The organism is Pseudomonas sp. AKS31 (genome assembly GCF_023634765.1).
Lineage (GTDB): Bacteria > Pseudomonadota > Gammaproteobacteria > Pseudomonadales > Pseudomonadaceae > Aquipseudomonas.
This window is the reverse complement of record NZ_JAMLFX010000001.1, coordinates 520,444-541,354: the sequence shown is the minus strand read 5'-3', so window position 1 is coordinate 541,354 and position 20,911 is coordinate 520,444. Positions and strand designations below refer to the sequence as shown.

Below are 20,911 nucleotides of genomic sequence, written 5' to 3'. Positions count from 1 at the left end.
ACGCAAACGGCTTCAAGCTGTTAGAATCTCGCGCGGTTTGGGATGCTGCTGGCTAATAGCCTGGCCAGCAGGCATCGCTCCCGAACCTGGCGACCCCAACCGTGAAGGGGCTACGCTGCCGCCGCCTGAGGAGAAAATTAGAAATGACCTTCGTCGTCACCGACAACTGCATCAAGTGCAAGTACACCGACTGCGTAGAAGTCTGTCCGGTGGACTGCTTTTACGAAGGCCCGAATTTCCTGGTGATTCACCCGGACGAGTGCATCGACTGCGCCCTGTGCGAACCGGAATGCCCGGCTGTAGCCATCTTCTCCGAGGACGAAGTTCCGGAAGAGATGCAGGAGTTCATTCAACTCAATGTTGAGCTGGCTGAAATCTGGCCGAACATCACCGAGAAGAAAGAATCGCTGCCGGACGCCGAAGAGTGGGATGGCGTCAAAGGCAAGATCAAAGACCTCGAACGCTGATCTGTCGCGCGCTCGAAACAAAAGGCCCCTTGTGGGCCTTTTTGCTTTTCCATGTATTGCTTTTCTGCGGGCAAAAAAAAGGGGCGGTATGACCCGCCCACATTTTTTCCCTATTCCCTGTATTCCTTTTCATCGTCCTGATGAATCGCGTCCTGCGATGTCCGTTCCCCTCTTCCTTGAAGGGCGTGTCTGTCCGTCGACACAACCCAGATACTAGAGAGTTCCCTGACAAGAGCAATCGACCATGGCGGACTGAAAACCCTGTAATAAGCACTTCATATAAAAAAATAAACTTATAAATCATATAGTTAGCCATAGCCCCAAGAAGGAATCGACGTCTGCCGGCCTGTAAAAATAGGGAAGACTTACGACAGAGTAAGACAAGGCTTACACCGCAAGACTACAAACGATGGAAATGTCGACCGTATGTCTGGTGATGAGCAGCACGGCGAGGCAGCGTGCCCCACTGGACTGCGCAGCAGGCCTCGTTCCAGATAAAGTGGGGCCACTTCGTGCCCCAGCGGGAGCAAGCCCCTCGCCACAGGAAATCACATTCGCTACTTGAGCAGGCAACAAAAAGCCCCGAACCAGTCGGGGCTTTTTGCGGGCAGGCGTATGGGACGCTTATTGGAACAGCGACTCGCTCGACAGGCCATTCTTTTCAAGGATTTCACGCAGGCGCTTGAGGCCTTCTACCTGGATTTGTCGGACCCGTTCACGGGTCAGGCCGATCTCCAGGCCTACATCTTCCAGCGTGCTGCTCTCGTGACCGCGCAGGCCGAAGCGGCGTACGACCACTTCGCGTTGCTTGTCAGTCAGCTCCGACAGCCATTGATCAATGCTCTGCGACAGGTCATCGTCCTGTAGCAGTTCACAAGGATCGGTCGGACGATCATCGGTAAGAGTGTCCAGCAGGGTTTTATCCGAATCCGGACCCAGCGAGACGTCGACCGAAGAAACCCGCTCGTTCAGGCCGAGCATGCGCTTGACCTCGCCCACCGGTTTTTCCAGCAGATTGGCGATTTCTTCGGGTGAAGGTTCGTGGTCGAGCTTTTGCGTCAGCTCCCGTGCAGCCCGCAGGTACACGTTGAGCTCCTTGACCACATGAATCGGCAACCGGATGGTCCGGGTCTGGTTCATGATCGCGCGCTCGATGGTCTGACGAATCCACCAGGTCGCGTAGGTCGAGAAGCGGAAGCCGCGCTCGGGATCAAACTTTTCCACCGCCCGGATCAGCCCGAGGTTGCCCTCTTCGATCAGATCCAGCAGCGACAGCCCCCGATTGACGTAACGTCGGGCGATTTTGACCACCAGCCGCAGGTTACTTTCAATCATGCGCTTGCGCCCGGCCGGATCGCCACTTTGCGACAAGCGCGCAAAATGAACTTCTTCCTCCGGGGAGAGCAATGGGGAAAAGCCGATTTCGTTGAGATACAACTGCGTGGCATCAAGTGCACGCGTGTAGTCGATGTACTTATGTTGTTTAAGTGAAGCGGAGTGTTTGGATTTGGAACGAACGGAAGGTGGAGCAGCCCCTTCATCATTCGACATCGAATCCGACTCGATGCCGGCCTCCATAAGGAGAACCTCATCGTCGATGTCAAACTCCGGCACTTCTTTACTGAGAGCCATTGTTATAGTCCTTTGGTGAGTTCGACCCCAAGCTCAAGCGACGCCTTTATCCTTGGCAGCGCTGGAGCCTGTCCCCTCTACGCGACGGAACAGGCTGGCCTACAAATCAACGTCTTGGCAGGAACTGCAGCGGATCTACAGGTTTACCTTGGCGGCGAATCTCAAAATGCAGTTTCACCCGGTCTGTACCCGTTGACCCCATTTCGGCAATTGTCTGTCCGACCTTGACCTGCTGCCCCTCCCGAACCAACAGCCTGCGGTTATGTCCGTAGGCACTGACGTAGGTTTCGCTGTGTTTGATGATGACTAATTCGCCGTAGCCCCTTAAGCCACTCCCGGCGTATACCACCGTCCCATCAGACGCAGCTAAAACAGGCTGTCCCAAATCTCCGGCGATATCAATTCCTTTATTCAAACTACCGTTTGAAGAGAATTTTCCAATCAGAATGCCATTAGATGGCCATCCCCAGCCGGTCGGGGCCGGGCCTGCCGGAGGCAGCGGCGCGGGTGCTTGCTTGTTGGCGACGGACGGTACAGCCCCCGTAGAACCGGTGGTTGTAGTGGTTGTCGTGCCATTTGCCTGGCGCCGGATTACCGTGGTTTTGCTCGACGAGGAAGGTGCAGAACTGCTGTTGCTCACAACCGCTGTCGGCGTTGAACCGGTACGACCATCAAAGCGAATTGTCTGACCCGGATGGATCGTATACGGCGTAGGAATATTGTTCCGGGCCGCGAGGGCTTTGTAGTCCCAGCCGTAGCGAAACGCGATCGAAAACATCGTATCGCCCGGACGGACTACATACTGCCCGGTCGTCACCGTAGGACGCTGGGCCACCGCGTTGTTGCGGTCGACCACCCGCACATTGCTCGATTTGGTGCTGGAGCAACCGACCAGCAAGGTGCTCAAGACAAGGCCAGTCACCAGGCGCTGAAAGCTCGTGTTACCCATACGCTGCGCAATGACTGTGAGACTCACCCGCCGCTCCCTTTGTGGTGGCTGAAAAATGTGGAATGCCGGATTTCGGCATAAGGTGTCGCCAGTATAACGGGCCGAATCGGCTTTACCTTCAATGAAGCGAAATCGCTTCGCGCACACGTTTGCAAGTTGCAATCTGCTGCGTTTAAACCATCGCTGCCGAGGTAAGACACAGGCGAACGAAAGGAATTCAGCGCACGCAAACAAATGCTCAGGCCAGTGGCCCATTGAGCAACGGCACGAAACGGACCGCCCCCAGCACATGCCGGGAAAAGCCGTTTTCCTCACGCACGATCAGCATCAATTGCTGCACTTCTCCGGAACCCACCGGAATCACCATGCGTCCTCCCGGAGCCAGTTGATCGAGCAAGGCTTGCGGAACATCCGTGGCTACGGCGGTGACGATAATGCCGTTATACGGGGCCAGCGCCGGCCAGCCCTCCCAGCCATCGCCCCAGCGGAACACCACGTTGCGCAGATTCAGTTCAACCAAACGTTCCTTGGCGCGATCCTGCAGCACTTTGATGCGCTCAACCGAGAACACTCGCTCGACCAGTTGCGACAACACCGCTGTCTGGTAACCGGACCCGGTGCCGATCTCCAGCACCTTATCCAGCGGCCCCGCCTCCAGCAGCAACTCGCTCATGCGCGCCACCATATAAGGCTGGGAAATGGTCTGGTTGTTGCCGATCGGCAACGCCGTGTCTTCATAGGCGCGGTGTGCCAGCGCTTCGTCGACGAACAGGTGACGAGGTGTGCGCCGGATCACTTCCAGCACCTTGGCGTTGGACACGCCCTCTTCGTAGAGGCGCTGGATCAGCCGCTCGCGGGTACGCTGAGAGGTCATGCCGATCCCGCTGCGCAGCCTGTCTTCGTGTTCACGTGCCATCAGCGCAGTCCCTCCAGCCAGCCATCAAGGCTTCTGAACGCATCGTTGAAGGTGCGATCAAGCTGCAACGGCGTGATGGACACAAATCCCTGCATCACCGCATGAAAGTCAGTGCCCGGGCCGCCATCTTCAGCATCGCCGGCAGCGGCAATCCAGTACCCGGCCTTGCCACGCGGATCGACCACTTTCATCGGCGCCGCCGCCCGGGCGCGGTGGCCCAGGCGAGCCAGTTGAATACCGCGAATGTGGTCGATCGGCAGATTGGGAATGTTCACGTTGAGCACCGTGCGTGGCGGCAGGTCGAGCCCGGCATGGGCCTCAACCAGTTTGCGCGCAAAGTACGCCGCTGTCGGCAGATTATCCACCTGCCGCGAGACCAGCGAAAAAGCGAATGACGGACGTTCGAGAAAACGCCCTTCAAGGGCGGCCGCCACGGTTCCGGAATACAGCACGTCATCGCCAAGGTTGGCGCCGAGGTTGATCCCGGAAACCACCATGTCCGCCTCGCGCTCCAGCAGGCCGTTGAGGCCCAGGTGCACGCAGTCGGTCGGTGTGCCGTTGAGGCTGATAAAGCCGTTGGCCAGGTATTGCGGGTGCAACGGACGGTCGAGCGTCAGCGAACTGCTGGCGCCGCTTTTGTCCTGCTCCGGGGCGATAACCACGCACTCGGTGTAATCCGCCAGCGCAGCATAAAGCGCGGCGAGACCGGGTGCGGTTACCCCATCGTCGTTAGAAATCAGAATACGCATGGGCTGTCCGTCTGCCCCACCGGCACCAGATCAACGAGTTCGCGCACCAATACGGTGGCGAAGCATCCGGCCGGGAGGACGAATTCCAGTTGCAGAATGTCAGGTTGGGGATAATGCCACGTCAACCCGCCAATGGGCAGCCGCAGGATGCGACGTTCGTGGCTCATGCCGGCGTGGATCAACCAGTCGCGCAGATCCGCTTCGCGGGCGGCGATCTCCTGCTCCAGTTCATGGACTGCACCAGTGGTGGGCGAGTCACCTTCACCCCACTGCGGGCCAGTCGGATGCAGATCGAGAATCGCCAGACGCGGGTCACTGCACTCAGCTTCACCTGCCGGGAAAAAACTGCGGCTGTCGGTGAACGCCAGCAGATCACCAACCAGCGCGGTGTTCCAGGTGCCATCGGCAACCCGTGCCGCCAGCACCTTGTTGAAAAGGAAACTGCGCGCGGTCGAGAGCAGACGCGAACGCACGTTGCGCTGCTCCGGCAAAGCCTTGCGCGCCGCCCACGAACGGGCATCGACAACGTTGCCGCCGTCGTGGCCGAATCGCTGGGCGCCGAAATAGTTGGGGATACCTTGTTTGGCGATCAACTGCAGACGTTGTTCAATCGCCGCCTTATCGCCATCGAACTGAGTCAGGCGCAGCGTGAAACCGTTGGCCGAATGCGCTCCGCGTTGCAGTTTGCGTTTGTGGCGAGTGGTCTTGAGGATCTTCAGCGTGTCGTTTTCCGCCGCCGACAGATCCGGATCGGCCTTGCCCGGCAATTGCACACTGAACCACTGGCGGGTCAGCGCCTGGCGATCCTTGAGGCCGGCATAGCTGACGGTGCGCAACGGCACGCCGGCAGCCTTGGCGATACGCCGCGCGGCTTCTTCAGTGTTCAGGCCGCGTTTTTCCACCCAGATCCACAGATGTTCGCCATCGCCGCTGAACGGGATATCGAGGACTTCATCGACCTGAAAGTCTTCAGCGATAGCTTTCAGTACTGCGGTGCCGAGGGGTTCGCCATAGGCCCGCGGGCCGAGCAATTGCAGTTCATTCATGCGCGCAGCAACAAGGCAACGGAGTGCACGGCGATGCCTTCTTCGCGACCGACAAAGCCAAGCTTTTCGGTGGTGGTAGCTTTCACGTTCACTTGATCCAACTCAACTTGAAGATCCGCCGCGATCAGCGCGCGCATCGATTCGATATGCGGCGCCATTTTTGGCGCCTGGGCGACGATGGTGTTATCGACGTTACCGACTTTCCAGCCTTTGGCGTGGATCAGCGCGACCACATGACGCAGCAGCACACGGCTGTCGGCGCCCTTGAATTGCGGGTCGGTGTCCGGGAAATGTTTGCCGATATCACCCAGCGCAGCGGCGCCGAGCAAGGCATCGCTCAAGGCGTGCAGCAGGACGTCACCGTCGGAATGAGCGAGCAGCCCGAAGCTGTGTGCGATGCGCACGCCGCCCAGAGTAATGAAATCGCCTTCAGCGAAACGGTGCACATCATAGCCGTGGCCAATACGCATAAAAAAACGCCCCGATTTTTGTCAGGGCGTGATTCTACCTGCATTAACCGCGCAGAGCGCGTGCGTGATGCTGCAAGTGGTCGTCTATAAAGCTTGAGATGAAGAAATAGCTGTGGTCGTAGCCCGGTTGCAGGCGCAACGTCAGCGGATGGCCCGCTTGTTTTGCCGCTTGTTGCAGGGCTTCAGGTTTGAGCTGGGTGGCGAGAAAATCATCGCGATCCCCTTGATCGACCAGCAGCGGCAGTTTTTCGTCCGCCTCGGCAATCAGTGCGCAGGCATCCCACTCCTTCCACTTCGAACGGTCTTCGCCCAGATAACGCGAAAATGCTTTCTGCCCCCACGGGCAATCGATCGGATTGTTGATCGGCGAAAAGGCCGACACCGATTGATAACGCCCAGGATTGCGCAACGCACAGACCAACGCACCGTGACCGCCCATGGAGTGACCGCTGATGCTGCGTTTGTCCGATGCCGGGAAATGCGCTTCAACCAGTGCAGGCAATTCCTGCACGACATAGTCATGCATCCGATAGTGCCGCGACCAAGGCTCCTGAGTGGCGTTCAGATAAAACCCGGCACCGAGGCCGAAATCCCACGCGCCATCCGGATCATCCGGCACATCCGGCCCGCGCGGGCTGGTGTCCGGCGCAACGATGATCAAACCCAGTTCGGCGGCCATGCGCATCGCGCCAGCCTTTTGCATGAAGTTCTCATCGGTGCAGGTCAGGCCGGACAACCAGTACAGCACCGGCAGCTTGCCGCCCTGCTCCGCCTGCGGCGGCAGGTACACGGCAAACACCATGTCGCAACCGAGCACATCGGAGCGATGGCGATAGCGCTTGTGCCAACCGCCGAAACTCTTCTGACAGGAGATGTTTTCCAGACTCATGGGATTCTCCCAGCTACAAGCGGCAAGCTTCGAGCTTCAAGACAAGGCAGAGACACCCTTACTTGCAGCTTGAAGCTTTTAGCTTGGCGCTGCTTTTAGAAATGAATGACGGTGCGGATGCTCTTGCCTTCGTGCATCAGGTCGAACGCCTTGTTGATGTCTTCCAGGCCCATGGTGTGGGTGATGAACGTATCCAGCGGGATCTCGCCGCTCTGGGCCATGTCGACGTAGCTTGGCAACTCGGTACGACCGCGCACGCCGCCGAACGCCGAACCGCGCCAGACGCGACCGGTCACCAGTTGGAACGGACGGGTAGCGATTTCCTGACCGGCACCCGCGACGCCGATGATCACCGACTCGCCCCACCCCTTGTGGCAGCACTCAAGCGCGGCACGCATCAATTGCACGTTGCCGATGCACTCGAAGGAGAAGTCGACGCCGCCATCGGTCATGTCGACGATCACTTCCTGGATCGGACGATCGAAGTCTTTCGGGTTTACGCAGTCGGTGGCCCCCAGTTGTTTGGCGATTTCGAACTTGGCCGGGTTGATGTCGATGACAATGATGCGCGCAGCCTTGGCTTTCACCGCACCGATCACCGCCGACAGACCGATACCGCCCAGACCGAAGATGGCCACGGTGTCACCCGGTTTGACCTTGGCGGTATTGAGCACTGCACCGATACCGGTGGTGACGCCGCAGCCCAGCAGGCAGACCTTTTCCAGTGGCGCATCCTTGGAGATCTTGGCCACGGAGATTTCCGGCAACACGGTGTATTCCGAGAACGTCGAAGTGCCCATGTAGTGGAAAATGGTTTCACCCTTGTAGGAGAAACGCGAAGTGCCGTCCGGCATCAAACCCTTGCCCTGGGTCGCGCGAATCGCCTGACACAGGTTGGTCTTGCCCGACTTGCAGAATTTGCACTGACCGCATTCCGGGGTGTACAGCGGAATGACGTGATCGCCAACGGCAACCGAGGTCACGCCCTCGCCGATGGCTTCAACGATGGCGCCACCTTCGTGGCCGAGGATCGACGGAAAAATACCTTCCGGGTCAGCGCCGGACAGGGTGTAGGCATCCGTGTGGCAAACACCGGAAGCCACCACGCGCAGCAAAACCTCACCGGCCTTGGGCATGGCGACATCGACTTCTACGATTTCCAGCGGCTTCTTGGCCTCGAAAGCTACGGCGGCGCGCGACTTGATCATGCTGACTCTCCAGTGAATCCATTGAATAAAAAAGCAGACAAGGAGTGTAATACACGGCCTAACGATGAATAATCCGGACAAAAGCAAAACATTATTGCCATACAGGGATAATCCCGATGTCTGAAAACCGCTGGGAAGGCATTGACGAGTTTGTTGCCGTTGCCGAATGCAGCCAGTTCACCGCTGCTGCCGAACGCCTAGGGGTTTCGTCCTCGCACATCAGCCGACAAATCGTACGACTGGAAGAAAGACTTCAGACGCGTCTGCTCTATCGCAGTACCCGTCGAGTGACGCTGACCGAGGCGGGGCAAACGTTTTTGCAACATTGCCAACGCTTACAGGACGGTCGCGAAGAGGCTTTGCGTGCGGTCGGTGACCTGACCAGCGAACCGAAAGGCATGCTGCGCATGACCTGCGCGGTCGCCTACGGCGAGCGGTTCATCGTGCCGTTAGTGACGCGGTTTATGGGGCAATACCCGCAATTGCGCGTCGACATCGAACTGAGCAATCGCCAACTGGACCTGGTGCATGAGGGGCTGGATCTGGCAATCCGCTTGGGTCGGCTTCAGGATTCGCGACTGGTCGCTACGCGGCTGGCGCCACGGCGTATGTACCTGTGCGCGTCTCCGTCTTACCTGGAACGGTATGGTCGCCCACATAGCTTGTCGGAATTGAGTCGGCACAATTGCCTGATCGGCAGCTCGGACCTGTGGCAACTGGAACAGAACGGGCGGGAATTTTCCCAGCGCGTGCAGGGCAACTGGCGCTGCAACAGTGGGCAAGCGGTGCTGGATGCGGCGCTTCAAGGGGTGGGGTTGTGTCAGTTGCCGGATTATTACGTGCTGGAGCACTTGCACAGTGGCGCGTTGATTTCGTTGCTGGAGGCGCATCAGCCGCCGAATACTGCGGTGTGGGCGCTGTATCCGCAGCAGCGGCACCTGTCGCCGAAAGTGCGCAAGTTGGTGGATTTTTTGAAGGAGGGGTTGGCCGAACGGCCCGAATATCGGAGCTGAGTGTGTTGTCTGTGCGGCCGCCTTCGCGAGCAGGCTCGCTCCCACAGGGGATCTTCAGTGGATACAAAATTCGTGTTCGGCGTAATTCAAAGGTGGGAGCGAGCCTGCTCGCGAAGGCAATCTGACCAGCACCACAGCACTCAGCGGCGATTCGCCCAACGCTGGCGTAACCATTCCAGATCCTCAGGTCGGGTGACCTTGAGGTTATCCGCCCGCCCTTCAATCAAACGCGGCTTGAGACCGGCCCACTCCATCGCAGATGCTTCATCGGTAATCACAGCATCCGCCACAAGACTGTCCGCCAACGCCCGATGCAGCGCACCGAGGCGGAACATCTGCGGCGTGTAAGCCTGCCAGATCACGCTGCGATCCACGGTTTCCAGCACACGACCGTGCTTGTCGACTCGCTTCAAGGTGTCGCGTGCAGGGACGGCGAGCAGGCCGCCGACCGGATCATCTGCCAGTTCAGCAAGCAACTTATCGAGATCATCGCGACTCAGATTCGGCCGTGCCGCATCGTGTACCAGCACCCAATCTTCATCATCGGCACCCTGCGCATGCAGGTGCAGCAAGGCATTGAGCACCGAGCCGGAACGCTCGGCCCCGCCTTCAACCCGCTGAATACGCGGATCGTTGACGCAGGCCAGGTTCGGCCAATAAGGATCATCAACAGCAAGACTGACCACCAGGCCCTTGAGGCTTGGGTGATCGAGGAAACAGCCGAGGCTGTGTTCAAGAATTGTGCGCCCGCCCAGTTGCAGGTATTGCTTGGGACGGTCCGCAGCCATTCGGGCACCGACGCCCGCGGCAGGAATCACGGCCCAGAAGGCCGGCAGGGAATTGATCATTGGGCCAACTGGTAAAGGGTTTCGCCGTCCTTGACCATGCCCAGTTCGTGACGAGCCCGCTCTTCAACGGTCTCCATGCCCTTTTTCAACTCGCTGACTTCAGCGTCCATCACGCGATTGCGCTCCAGCAAACCTTCGTTCTCGGCGTGTTGATCAGCTATCTGCTGATTCAGCTCGGCGACTTGCGCCAGACTGCCATTGCCCACCCACAGGCGGTACTGCAGACCGGCCAGTAGCAAGAGCAAAACGAGAAACAACCAGTAAGGACTGCGCATCGAATATCAGGTATCCAGTGAAAAAAGACAGCCACGCCAAAACTTTGAAGCATCTGATAGCACGAAGCCTGGAAGACCCAGGCTTGTGCTGTTAAGGCATCAGATTAGTGGCAAATCCATCGCTGTCACGACTTTTTCGACACAATCCGGTGTCCTTCCATCCGTTTGTACTTAGCCGCGGAACTCGCTGCGACCGTTGTACTTGGCCTTGCCATTCAACTGCTCTTCGATACGCAGCAGTTGGTTGTACTTGGAAACGCGGTCGGAACGGCACAGCGAACCGGTCTTGATCTGGCCAGCCGAGGTGCCCACGGCCAGGTCGGCAATGGTCGAATCTTCGGTTTCGCCCGAACGGTGCGAGATCACTGCGGTGTAACCGGCAGCCTTGGCCATCTGGATGGCTTCCAGGGTTTCGGTCAGGGTGCCGATCTGGTTGAACTTGATCAGGATCGAGTTGGCGATCTTTTTATCGATGCCTTCTTTCAGGATCTTGGTGTTGGTCACGAACAAGTCGTCGCCAACCAGTTGGGTCTTCTCGCCAATCTTGTCGGTGAGGATCTTCCAGCCAGCCCAGTCGGACTCGTCCAGACCGTCTTCGATCGAGATGATCGGATAACGTTCGGTCAGGCCTTTGAGGTAATCGGCGAAACCTTCAGCGGTGAACACCTGGCCTTCGCCGGACAGGTTGTACTTGCCGTCTTCGTAGAATTCGCTGGCCGCGCAGTCCAGGGCCAGGGTCACGTCGGTGCCCAGCTTGTAACCGGCGTTGGCCACTGCTTCGGAGATCACTTTCAGCGCGTCTTCGTTGGAGGCCAGGTTCGGTGCGAAACCGCCTTCGTCGCCAACGGCAGTGCTCAGGCCACGGGCCTTCAACACAGCTTTGAGGTGATGGAAAATCTCGGTGCCCATGCGCAGACCTTCCGAGAAGGTCTTGGCACCAACCGGCTGCACCATGAATTCCTGGATGTCGACGTTGTTATCGGCGTGCTCGCCACCGTTGATGATGTTCATCATCGGTACCGGCATCGAGTAAACACCTGGGGTGCCGTTTAGGTTGGCGATGTGTGCGTACAGCGGCAGATCCTGATCCTGGGCAGCAGCCTTGGCCGCAGCCAGGGACACGGCGAGGATGGCGTTGGCGCCCAGGGTCGCTTTGTTTTCGGTACCGTCGAGCTTGATCATCGCGTGATCCAGGGCTTTCTGGTCGCTTGGGTCGGTGCCCAGCAGCAGATCGCGGATCGGACCGTTGATGTTGGCTACCGCTTTGAGCACGCCCTTGCCCAGGTAACGGCTCTTGTCGCCATCACGCAGCTCGAGCGCTTCACGCGAGCCAGTGGATGCACCGGACGGCGCGCAAGCGCTGCCGATGATGCCGTTGTCGAGAAGCACGTCCGCTTCCACGGTGGGATTGCCACGGGAGTCGAGAACTTCACGACCTTTGATGTCGACGATTTTTGCCATTGTTGTAAACACTCCAAAGTTGACGAAAACGACGCAGCTAGAGGAAATCTTTTTACCGTCGGCAAGGGGTGTGCAGCGGGCAGGCTTGCAGACGATAACGCTCATGCCCGAGGGCATGAGCGACAAATCGTGCGGTACTTTACCGGAGAATTGAGGTTTACGCGGTTTCTACCGTCGGAAAACTCTTCACCAGTTCGTCCAGAGCTTTGAGCTGGGCCAGGAATGGCTCCAGTTTGTCCAGACGCAAGGCGCAAGGGCCGTCGCATTTGGCGTTGTCCGGGTCCGGGTGCGCTTCGAGGAACAGACCCGCCAGCGACTGGCTCATGCCGGCCTTGGCCAGATCCAGAACCTGGGCACGACGACCGCCGGCGGAGTCGGCACGACCGCCAGGCATTTGCAGCGCGTGGGTCACGTCGAAGAATACCGGATACTCGAACTGCTTCATGATGCCGAAGCCGAGCATGTCGACCACGAGGTTGTTGTAGCCGAAGCTCGAACCACGCTCGCAGAGGATCAATTGATCGTTACCCGCTTCGACGCACTTGTTCAGGATGTGTTTCATTTCCTGAGGCGCGAGGAACTGGGCTTTCTTGATGTTGATGACTGCATTGGTCTTGGCCATCGCGACGACCAGATCGGTCTGGCGCGACAGGAAGGCCGGCAGTTGAATGATGTCGCAGACCTCAGCGACGACCGCGGCCTGCGCAGGCTCGTGGACGTCGGTGATGATCGGCACGCCAAAGGCTTGTTTGATGTCCTGGAAGATGCGCATGCCCTCTTCCAGGCCAGGACCACGATAGGAGGTCACAGAAGAACGGTTGGCCTTGTCGAAACTGGCTTTGAACACGTAAGGGATACCGAGTTTTTCGGTGACCTTTACGTACTCCTCGCAAACCTGCATGGCCATGTCACGGCTTTCCAGCACGTTCATGCCGCCGAACAGCACCATGGGTTTGTCGTTGGCAATCTCGATGTCGCCGACGCGGATGATCTTCTGTGCCATCGGGGTTACGCCTTCTTCTGGTGTTGAGCCAACGCTGCTTTGACAAAACCGCTGAACAGCGGATGGCCATCACGTGGTGTCGAGGTGAACTCAGGGTGGAACTGGCAAGCAACGAACCATGGGTGATCGGCCGCTTCAACCACTTCAACCAGCGCCGCATCAGCGGAGCGACCGGAGATTTTCAGGCCGGCTTCGATCAACTGTGGCAGCAGGTTGTTGTTCACTTCGTAACGGTGACGGTGACGCTCGACGATCACGTCCTTGCCGTAGCAGTCGTGGACCTTGGAACCGGCTTCGAGCAGGCAGTCCTGAGCGCCAAGACGCATGGTGCCGCCCAGGTCGGACGATTCGGTACGCACTTCAACGGCACCGGTCGCGTCTTCCCACTCGGTGATCAGACCGACCACCGGATGGCCGCTGGCGCGATCGAACTCGGTGGAGTTGGCGTCTTTCCAGCCCATCACGTTACGGGCGAACTCGATGACCGCCACCTGCATACCGAGGCAGATACCCAGGTACGGAACCTTGTTTTCGCGAGCGTACTGAACGGCCGTGATCTTGCCTTCCACACCACGCAGACCGAAGCCGCCTGGTACGAGGATCGCGTCGACACCCTCGAGCAGCGCAGTGCCCTGGTTTTCGATGTCTTCGGAATCGATGTAACGCAGGTTGACCTTGGTGCGGTTGCTGATGCCGGCGTGACTCATCGCTTCGATCAGCGATTTGTAGGCGTCCAGCAGCTCCATGTACTTGCCGACCATGGCGATGGTCACTTCGTGTTCCGGGTTCAGCTTGGCGTCAACCACTGCATCCCACTCGGACAGATCAGCGCTGCCGCATTGCAGGCCGAAACGCTCGACAACGAAATCGTCCAGACCCTGCGAGTGCAGGATGCCCGGGATCTTGTAGATGGTGTCGGCGTCTTCCAGCGCGATTACCGCACGCTCTTCAACGTTGGTGAACTGAGCGATCTTGCGACGCGACGAGATGTCGATCGGGTGATCGGAACGGCACACCAGCACGTCTGGCTGCAGGCCGATCGAACGCAGCTCTTTTACCGAGTGCTGGGTTGGCTTGGTTTTGGTCTCGCCAGCAGTGGCGATGTACGGCACCAGTGTCAGGTGCATCAGCATCGCGCGCTTGGCACCGACTTCGAAACGCAGTTGACGGATGGCTTCGAGGAACGGTTGCGACTCGATGTCACCGACGGTGCCACCGATTTCAACCATCGCCACGTCAGCGTCACCGGCACCCTTGATGATGCGGCGCTTGATTTCGTCGGTGATGTGCGGGATCACCTGGATGGTTGCACCCAGGTAGTCACCACGGCGCTCTTTGCGCAGCACGTGCTCGTAGACACGGCCGGTGGTGAAGTTGTTGTTCTGGGTCATGGTCGTGCGGATGAACCGCTCGTAGTGACCCAGGTCGAGGTCGGTCTCGGCGCCGTCGTGGGTGACGAACACTTCACCGTGCTGGAACGGGCTCATGGTGCCCGGATCGACGTTGATGTACGGATCCAGCTTCAGCATGGTGACCTTAAGTCCCCGCGCCTCCAGGATGGCTGCCAATGAAGCCGATGCAATGCCTTTCCCCAATGAAGAAACAACACCGCCCGTGACGAATATGTAGCGCGTCATGAAAAACCCTAGAAGTCTGCGTTAAAGCGGTACGAGCCGCCGGGGAAAGCGAAGGAAGGCCGAAGCCCCCGATCACCTGCATTAATCACAGTGCACCTTTCAAAAAAACCGCCGCGTTGGGACAGACCGGCAGAAGAAACACCGGTACGTTGCTCGCTACACATTTTTTGGAATCGCCCAGCAAAGACTGCTTGGTAATCGGCAACTCCTGCAATTCAGGCGAATCCACAGAAGTTGTATCAAGAAGGGAGCGTAGTCTACCGGAATGCTCCTTTCAGCTCAAACCTTGATCTTCGTCTGTTGGCTGCCAATGCAATTTCCAGCCGTCCTGCCCATGGCCATCAAGTCCCGGCAGGTTCGCCACCGCGAGCAATTCATCGCCGCGAAACAGCAGCGGCAATCTGCCACGCACGAAGCCCGGCACCGCGCGCTCATTGAGCAGGCGCTTGAGGTCACGGCGACCGCGATCCGCCACCTGCATGACTTCACCGCCCTGACGATAGGCAATGCGCAAAGGCCCGACGGGAGTCTGCCCGCTGAACATGACACGTCCGTTATTCGCCAAGCGTAGCGCTGACGCCGGGCTCTGCCACTCGGCGCCGATCATCGGCGTGCGTAGCCAGTCACCGCAGAGCCACCACAGACGACCGGCGCTGCGGTGCAGCTCACCATCGGCCAGACGCCAGATTGGCGCCGCATCAGGAGCGGCATCACACAGATTTGCCCAACCCGACCAATGGTCGGTGTCGGGCAAGCGGGTCAGCGGTTCCAGCCAGTGACTGAGGGCGTTGCGTTGTCGGGCGGCAGACAGCGCAGCCAGCGGCGCCAATTCCAGCGTTGGCAGCCCCAGCCATGCGAAATCATGCGCGGTGGCGGCGTGGGCCAGATCGATCTGCGCCAACTCATCGAGCAGCCCCTGCGCTTCACGCAGATGCGCGGCGCTGCGGGCCATGCTCGCCTGTGCTTGCGGCCAGCGCTCGGTCAGCCGTGGAATGACCTGATGGCGCAAGTAGTTGCGCGAGAATTGCCGATCCTGATTGGACGGGTCTTCGATCCAGACCAATTGGTGAGCCTGCGCATAGGCTTCCAGCTCGGCTCGAGAGACATCCAGTAACGGGCGAATCAACATGCCCTGCCCCACTGACCTTTGCTGTGGCATTCCCGACAATCCGCGCACTCCCGCTCCACGCAGCAGCCGGAACAGCAGCGTTTCCGCCTGATCATCGCGGTGCTGACCAGTGAGCAATACGTCATTGGCGAGTGTCTGTGCACCGAACACCGCGTAACGCGCATCCCGCGCCGCCCGTTCCAGACTGGCACCCGGTTGCACCGTAACCCGCTCGATCAGCAACGGCACCCCCAGCGCATCACACACGGACTGACAATGCTGCGGCCACGCATCAGCCGCAGCCTGAAGGCCGTGATGGATATGGATGGCGCTTAACGGGGGAAGGGATTCGGTTTTTGCCAGAGAGGCAAGCAGATGCAGCAGGACGGTGGAATCGAGACCACCGGAGAACGCGACGCGCCAATGAGCGGCGTTGCGCCAAGGCTCAAGGTGCGGCAGAAGCCGTGAAGGCAAATCACTCTTCGATGCATTCATGGAGAGGGCCGCTTCTCAAAGATCCCTGTAGGAGCTGCCGAAGGCTGCGATCTTTTGATCTTGAAAAACAAAGTCAAAAGATCGCAGCCTTCGGCAGCTCCTACAGGGGTATTGCGTTCGACTTAGAGACCGTAGCTCATCAGTCGATCATAACGGCGCTTCAGCAACGCTTCGTTATCGAACTTCTTCAGCATCGCCAGTTGCGAGCTCAGCTCGGTACGGATCGATGCAGCAGCAGCGGCCGGATCACGGTGGGCGCCGCCCAGAGGCTCGCTGATCACTTTGTCGACGATGCCCAAGCCTTTCAGGCGCTCGGCGGTGATGCCCATCGCCTCAGCAGCATCCGGCGCTTTTTCGGCGGTTTTCCATAGAATCGAAGCGCAACCTTCCGGCGAGATCACCGCGTAGGTCGAGTACTGCAGCATGTTCAACTGGTCGCAGACGCCAATGGCCAGTGCACCACCGGAACCACCCTCACCGATAACGGTGGCGATGATCGGCGTTTTCAGGCGCGACATCACGCGCAGGTTCCAGGCGATCGCTTCGCTCTGGTTGCGCTCTTCAGCGTCGATACCGGGATAGGCGCCCGGGGTGTCGATGAAGGTCAGGATCGGCATTTTGAAACGCTCGGCCATTTCCATCAGGCGGCAAGCCTTGCGGTAGCCTTCCGGACGCGGCATGCCGAAGTTGCGGCGCACTTTCTCGCGCACTTCACGGCCCTTCTGGTGGCCAATGATCATCACCGGCTGGTCTTCCAGACGGGCGATACCGCCAACGATGGCCGCGTCGTCGGAGAAGTGACGGTCGCCGTGCAGTTCGTCGAACTCGGTGAAGATGTGCTCGATGTAGTCGAGGGTGTACGGGCGTTTCGGGTGACGCGCCAGGCGTGCGATCTGCCAGCTGGTCAGCTTGCCGAAGATGTCTTCGGTCAGCGTTTTGCTCTTGTCCTGCAGGCGGGAGATCTCATCGCCGATATTCAGCGAATTGTCATTACCGACCAAGCGCAACTCTTCGATCTTGGCTTGCAGGTCGGCGATCGGCTGTTCGAAATCTAGAAAATTCGGGTTCATAGGCGTCCGTCTTGGGTCGTGTCCCAAATGAGCTTGGGCCGGCCGGTTGTCTATTCGCGCCCTACCTTAAGGGAGAGGCGCGCTGAGGTCGAGATTAAAAATTCAGGTTGCGGGCAAGCGCAATGATGGCACTTGCCGGTCAACGGTATTGGAGGAAGACGTTGTCTCGCCCGAACTGGTCACGCAGGGCTTGAATCAACGCATCCGCCGGATCAATCCGCCAGGTCTCGCCGAACTGCAGCAAGGTCTTCGCATCCGGGCTGGTGTACTCCATGGTGATCGGGCACGCGCCGCGATGACGTTTGAGCAATTCACCCAACCAGCGTAGCTGATCGCCTTTCAGGTCCTGGGTTTGCAGCTTCAGGCGCAGGCTCTCGGCGAGGTTGGTACGCGCATCTTCCATGCTCATCACGCGCTTGACCCGCAGGCGCAGGCCGCCGGAGAAGTCATCGTTGCTGACCTCCCCCTCAACCACCACCATCGCGTCGGTCTGCAACAGCGACTGCGCGGAATGGAACGCATCGGCAAACAGCGACGCCTCGATCCGCCCCGAGCGGTCGTCGAGGGTGATGAAGCCCATCTTGTCGCCCTTTTTGTTCTTCATCACGCGCAGGGCAATGATCATCCCCGCCACGGTTTGCGTATCGCGCGCCGGCTTCAGGTCGATAATGCGTTGACGGGCAAAACGGCGGATCTCGCCTTCGTATTCGTCGATCGGGTGACCGGTCAGGTACAGACCCAGAGTGTCTTTTTCACCCTTCAGGCGTTCCTTGAGGGTCAGCTCCTTGGCCTTGCGATGCGACGCATAAACGTCGGCGTCTTCCTCGACGAACAGCCCGCCAAACAGGTCGGCGTGACCAGAATCGTGAGTACGCGCGGTCTGTTCGGCCGCCTTGATCGCCTCTTCCATCGCCGCCAGCAGCACGGCGCGGTTACGGTCGATATTGGCCTGATAAGCCTTTTGTTCGTCGTGGAAGTACGGCCCCAGACGATCCAGCGCACCGCTGCGGATCAAGCCGTCGAGAGTACGTTTGTTGATGCGCTTGAGGTCGACACGGGCGCAGAAGTCGAACAGATCCTTGAACGGACCTTCCTGACGCGCTTCGGTAATGGCCTCAACAGGGCCTTCACCAACACCTTTGATCGCGCCGAGACCGTAGACGATGCGACCGTCGTCGTTCACCGTGAACTTGAACTCCGACGTGTTCACGTCCGGCGCGTCGAGGCGCAACTTCATCGTGCGCACTTCCTCGATCAAGGTCACGACCTTGTCGGTGTTGTGCATATCCGCCGAGAGTACCGCGGCCATGAACGGCGCCGGGTAGTGAGCTTTCAGCCAGGCGGTCTGGTACGAGACCAGGCCGTAGGCGGCGGAGTGGGATTTGTTGAAGCCGTAACCGGCGAATTTTTCCACCAGGTCGAAAATGTTACCGGCGAGGTCGGCGTCAATATTGTTGGTCGCGCAACCTTCAATGAAACCGCCGCGCTGCTTGGCCATTTCCTCGGGCTTTTTCTTACCCATGGCGCGACGGAGCATGTCCGCACCGCCGAGGGTGTAACCGGCCATGACCTGAGCAATCTGCATCACCTGTTCCTGATACAGGATGATGCCGTAAGTCGGTGCCAGAACAGGCTTCAAGCCTTCGTACTGGTAATCCGAGTGCGGATACGCCAGCTCGGCACGGCCGTGCTTACGGTTGATGAAGTCGTCCACCATGCCGGACTGCAGCGGGCCCGGACGGAACAGGGCCACCAGTGCGATCAAGTCTTCCAGGCAGTCGGGCTTGAGCTTTTTGATCAGCTCTTTCATGCCGCGGGATTCAAGCTGGAACACCGCAGTGGTTTCAGCTTTCTGCAACAGCGTGTAAGTCGGTTTGTCGTCCAGCGGGATAAACGCGATATCCAGCGGCGGCTCGTTGACCTTGGCGCGGTCGCGGTTAATCGTTTTCAGCGCCCAGTCGATAATCGTCAGGGTCCGCAGACCGAGGAAGTCGAACTTCACCAGACCGGCCGCTTCAACGTCGTCCTTGTCGAACTGGGTTACCAGGCCGTCACCGGCCTCGTCGCAATAGATCGGCGAGAAGTCGGTCAGTTTGGTCGGCGCGATAACCACACCACCGGCGTGTTTACCGACGTTACGCACAACGCCTTCGAGCTTGCGCGCCATCTCCCAGATTTCCGCAGCCTCTTCATCGACCTTGATGAAGTCCCGCAGGATTTCTTCCTGCTCGTAGGCTTTTTCCAGGGTCATGCCGACTTCGAACGGAATCATCTTCGACAGACGATCCGCCAGGCCATAGGACTTGCCCTGTACCCGCGCCACGTCGCGCACCACAGCCTTGGCGGCCATGGAACCGAAGGTGATGATCTGGCTTACCGCGTTGCGGCCGTATTTCTCGGCCACGTAGTCGATCACGCGGTCACGACCGTCCATGCAGAAGTCGACGTCGAAGTCGGGCATCGAGACCCGTTCCGGGTTAAGGAAACGTTCGAACAGCAGGTCGTATTCGAGCGGGTCGAGGTCGGTGATCTTCTGCACATAAGCCACCAGCGAACCGGCACCCGATCCACGGCCAGGACCTACTGGTACACCGTTGTTCTTGGCCCACTGGATAAAGTCCATCACGATCAGGAAGTAACCGGGGAAGCCCATCTGGATGATGATATCCAGCTCGAAATTCAAGCGGTCGACATAGACCTGGCGCTTGGCTTCGTAGTCTTCGGTGGTGTCTTTGGGCAGCAGCACCGCCAAGCGTTCTTCGAGACCGTCGAAGGAGACCTTGCGGAAATATTCGTCGATGGTCATGCCATCGGGGATCGGGAAGTTGGGCAGGAAGTGCGTGCCCAGCTTTACTTCGATGTTGCAGCGCTTGGCAATTTCGACGGTGTTTTCGATAGCGTCGGGAATGTCGCTGAACAGCTCGATCATTTCCTCGGCGCTTTTCAGGTATTGCTGATCGCTGTAATTCTTCGAACGCCGCGGATCGTCGAGGGCGCGGCCCTCACCGATGCACACGCGGGTTTCGTGGGCGGCGAAGTCTTCCTGCTTGATGAAGCGCACATCGTTGGTCGCCACCAGCGGCGCACCAAGTTTATCGGCGAGCGCTACCGCACCGTGCAGTTGTTCTTCATCGTTAGGGCGATTGGTGCGCTGGATTTCCAGATAGAAACGATCCGGGAACACCGCCATCCATTCACGCGCCAGCGCTTCGGCTTCGGCCGGGTTGCCGCCGATCATGGCCATGCCGATTTCGCCTTCTTTGGCGGCGGACAGCATGATCAGGCCTTCGTTGGCTTCGGCGACCCACTCACGCTCGACAATAATCATGCCGTTGCGCTGACCTTCGATAAAGCCGCGCGAGATCAACTCGGTGAGATTGCGATAACCCTTGGCGTTCATCACCAACAGGCTGAGCCGGCTCAGCGGTGCGTCCGGGTCTTTGTTTGACAGCCACAGGTCGGCGCCGCAGATCGGCTTGATCCCGGCGCCCATGGTGTTTTTATAGAATTTGACCAGGGAACACATGTTGTTCTGGTCGGTGACCGCGACCGCCGGCATGTTCATGGCCGTCAGTGCTTTGACCAGCGGCTTGATCCGCACCAGCCCGTCGACCAGGGAGTATTCAGTGTGCAGGCGTAGATGAACGAATGAAGCCGGCATAGTGATCCTGTCCA

General features: G+C 58.8%; 18 protein-coding genes. 2 read left to right on the top strand and 16 right to left on the bottom strand.

Translation table 11 applies throughout. The features are described 5' to 3' along the window. Positions 1 to 143 precede the first annotated feature (143 nt). On the top strand, positions 144 to 467 hold the full coding sequence (fdxA, locus tag M9827_RS02300) for a ferredoxin FdxA (RefSeq protein ID WP_007908827.1): 324 nt from the start codon (positions 144 to 146) through the stop codon (positions 465 to 467). A 624-nt stretch (positions 468 to 1,091) separates the two neighbouring features. Here fdxA and rpoS read toward each other — a convergent pair. From rpoS to M9827_RS02260, 8 genes are all read right to left on the bottom strand, one after another. Beyond that, positions 1,092 to 2,099: an RNA polymerase sigma factor RpoS gene (gene rpoS, locus M9827_RS02295; protein WP_250603125.1), complete on the bottom strand. Its 1,008-nt coding sequence runs from the start codon at positions 2,097 to 2,099 to the stop codon at positions 1,092 to 1,094. A 106-nt stretch (positions 2,100 to 2,205) separates the two neighbouring features. Next, positions 2,206 to 3,075 (bottom strand): peptidoglycan DD-metalloendopeptidase family protein, encoded by an 870-nt coding sequence (locus M9827_RS02290; protein ID WP_250604202.1) that lies wholly within the window; start codon positions 3,073 to 3,075, stop codon positions 2,206 to 2,208. A gap of 211 nt (positions 3,076 to 3,286) precedes the next feature. Then, the gene (locus tag M9827_RS02285; RefSeq protein WP_172828219.1) at positions 3,287 to 3,922 is read right to left on the bottom strand and encodes a protein-L-isoaspartate(D-aspartate) O-methyltransferase; all 636 of its coding nucleotides are present in this window, start codon (positions 3,920 to 3,922) and stop codon (positions 3,287 to 3,289) included. A 41-nt stretch (positions 3,923 to 3,963) separates the two neighbouring features. Beyond that, on the bottom strand, positions 3,964 to 4,713 hold the full coding sequence (gene surE, locus M9827_RS02280) for a 5'/3'-nucleotidase SurE (RefSeq protein ID WP_250603123.1): 750 nt from the start codon (positions 4,711 to 4,713) through the stop codon (positions 3,964 to 3,966). Continuing rightward, positions 4,701 to 5,759, bottom strand: a complete 1,059-nt coding sequence (truD, locus tag M9827_RS02275) for a tRNA pseudouridine(13) synthase TruD (RefSeq protein WP_250603121.1) — start codon at positions 5,757 to 5,759, stop codon at positions 4,701 to 4,703. Before truD ends, surE begins: the two co-directional genes overlap by 13 nt. Next, positions 5,756 to 6,229, bottom strand: coding sequence for a 2-C-methyl-D-erythritol 2,4-cyclodiphosphate synthase (gene ispF / locus M9827_RS02270; protein ID WP_038979164.1), 474 nt, complete (start codon positions 6,227 to 6,229; stop codon positions 5,756 to 5,758). The genes truD and ispF overlap by 4 nt, the downstream gene beginning before the upstream one ends. 43 nt (positions 6,230 to 6,272) lie before the next feature. Next, on the bottom strand, positions 6,273 to 7,118 hold the full coding sequence (gene fghA / locus M9827_RS02265; protein WP_250603119.1) for an S-formylglutathione hydrolase: 846 nt from the start codon (positions 7,116 to 7,118) through the stop codon (positions 6,273 to 6,275). A 95-nt stretch (positions 7,119 to 7,213) separates the two neighbouring features. Continuing rightward, positions 7,214 to 8,326 (bottom strand): S-(hydroxymethyl)glutathione dehydrogenase/class III alcohol dehydrogenase, encoded by a 1,113-nt coding sequence (locus M9827_RS02260; RefSeq protein WP_250603117.1) that lies wholly within the window; start codon positions 8,324 to 8,326, stop codon positions 7,214 to 7,216. Between the two features lie 116 nt (positions 8,327 to 8,442). On the opposite strand from M9827_RS02260, the gene M9827_RS02255 reads away from it, so the two are divergent. Next, positions 8,443 to 9,339: a LysR family transcriptional regulator gene (locus M9827_RS02255; protein ID WP_250603115.1), complete on the top strand. Its 897-nt coding sequence runs from the start codon at positions 8,443 to 8,445 to the stop codon at positions 9,337 to 9,339. A 140-nt stretch (positions 9,340 to 9,479) separates the two neighbouring features. On the opposite strand, the gene ispD is transcribed toward M9827_RS02255, so the two are convergent. The 8 genes from ispD to dnaE all read right to left on the bottom strand — a co-directional run bounded on the left by ispD (position 9,480) and on the right by dnaE (position 20,897). Further along, positions 9,480 to 10,187 (bottom strand): 2-C-methyl-D-erythritol 4-phosphate cytidylyltransferase, encoded by a 708-nt coding sequence (gene ispD / locus M9827_RS02250; protein ID WP_250603113.1) that lies wholly within the window; start codon positions 10,185 to 10,187, stop codon positions 9,480 to 9,482. Next, complete coding sequence (ftsB, locus tag M9827_RS02245) at positions 10,184 to 10,462, bottom strand: cell division protein FtsB (protein ID WP_007908838.1); 279 nt, start codon at positions 10,460 to 10,462, stop codon at positions 10,184 to 10,186. The genes ispD and ftsB overlap by 4 nt, the downstream gene beginning before the upstream one ends. A 171-nt stretch (positions 10,463 to 10,633) precedes the next feature. After that, positions 10,634 to 11,923, bottom strand: a complete 1,290-nt coding sequence (eno, locus tag M9827_RS02240; RefSeq protein ID WP_003222156.1) for a phosphopyruvate hydratase — start codon at positions 11,921 to 11,923, stop codon at positions 10,634 to 10,636. A gap of 157 nt (positions 11,924 to 12,080) precedes the next feature. Then, entirely contained in the window at positions 12,081 to 12,926 is an 846-nt protein-coding gene (gene kdsA, locus M9827_RS02235) for a 3-deoxy-8-phosphooctulonate synthase (protein WP_123452079.1), read from the bottom strand. A 5-nt stretch (positions 12,927 to 12,931) separates the two neighbouring features. Further along, the gene (gene pyrG, locus M9827_RS02230) at positions 12,932 to 14,563 is read right to left on the bottom strand and encodes a CTP synthase (protein ID WP_093436570.1); all 1,632 of its coding nucleotides are present in this window, start codon (positions 14,561 to 14,563) and stop codon (positions 12,932 to 12,934) included. A 274-nt stretch (positions 14,564 to 14,837) separates the two neighbouring features. Then, positions 14,838 to 16,166, bottom strand: coding sequence for a tRNA lysidine(34) synthetase TilS (gene tilS / locus M9827_RS02225; protein ID WP_250603111.1), 1,329 nt, complete (start codon positions 16,164 to 16,166; stop codon positions 14,838 to 14,840). Positions 16,167 to 16,288: 122 nt separating this feature from the next. Continuing rightward, entirely contained in the window at positions 16,289 to 17,236 is a 948-nt protein-coding gene (locus M9827_RS02220) for an acetyl-CoA carboxylase carboxyltransferase subunit alpha (RefSeq protein ID WP_250603110.1), read from the bottom strand. A 139-nt stretch (positions 17,237 to 17,375) separates the two neighbouring features. Beyond that, on the bottom strand, positions 17,376 to 20,897 hold the full coding sequence (gene dnaE / locus M9827_RS02215) for a DNA polymerase III subunit alpha (protein ID WP_250603108.1): 3,522 nt from the start codon (positions 20,895 to 20,897) through the stop codon (positions 17,376 to 17,378). Positions 20,898 to 20,911 lie beyond the last annotated feature (14 nt).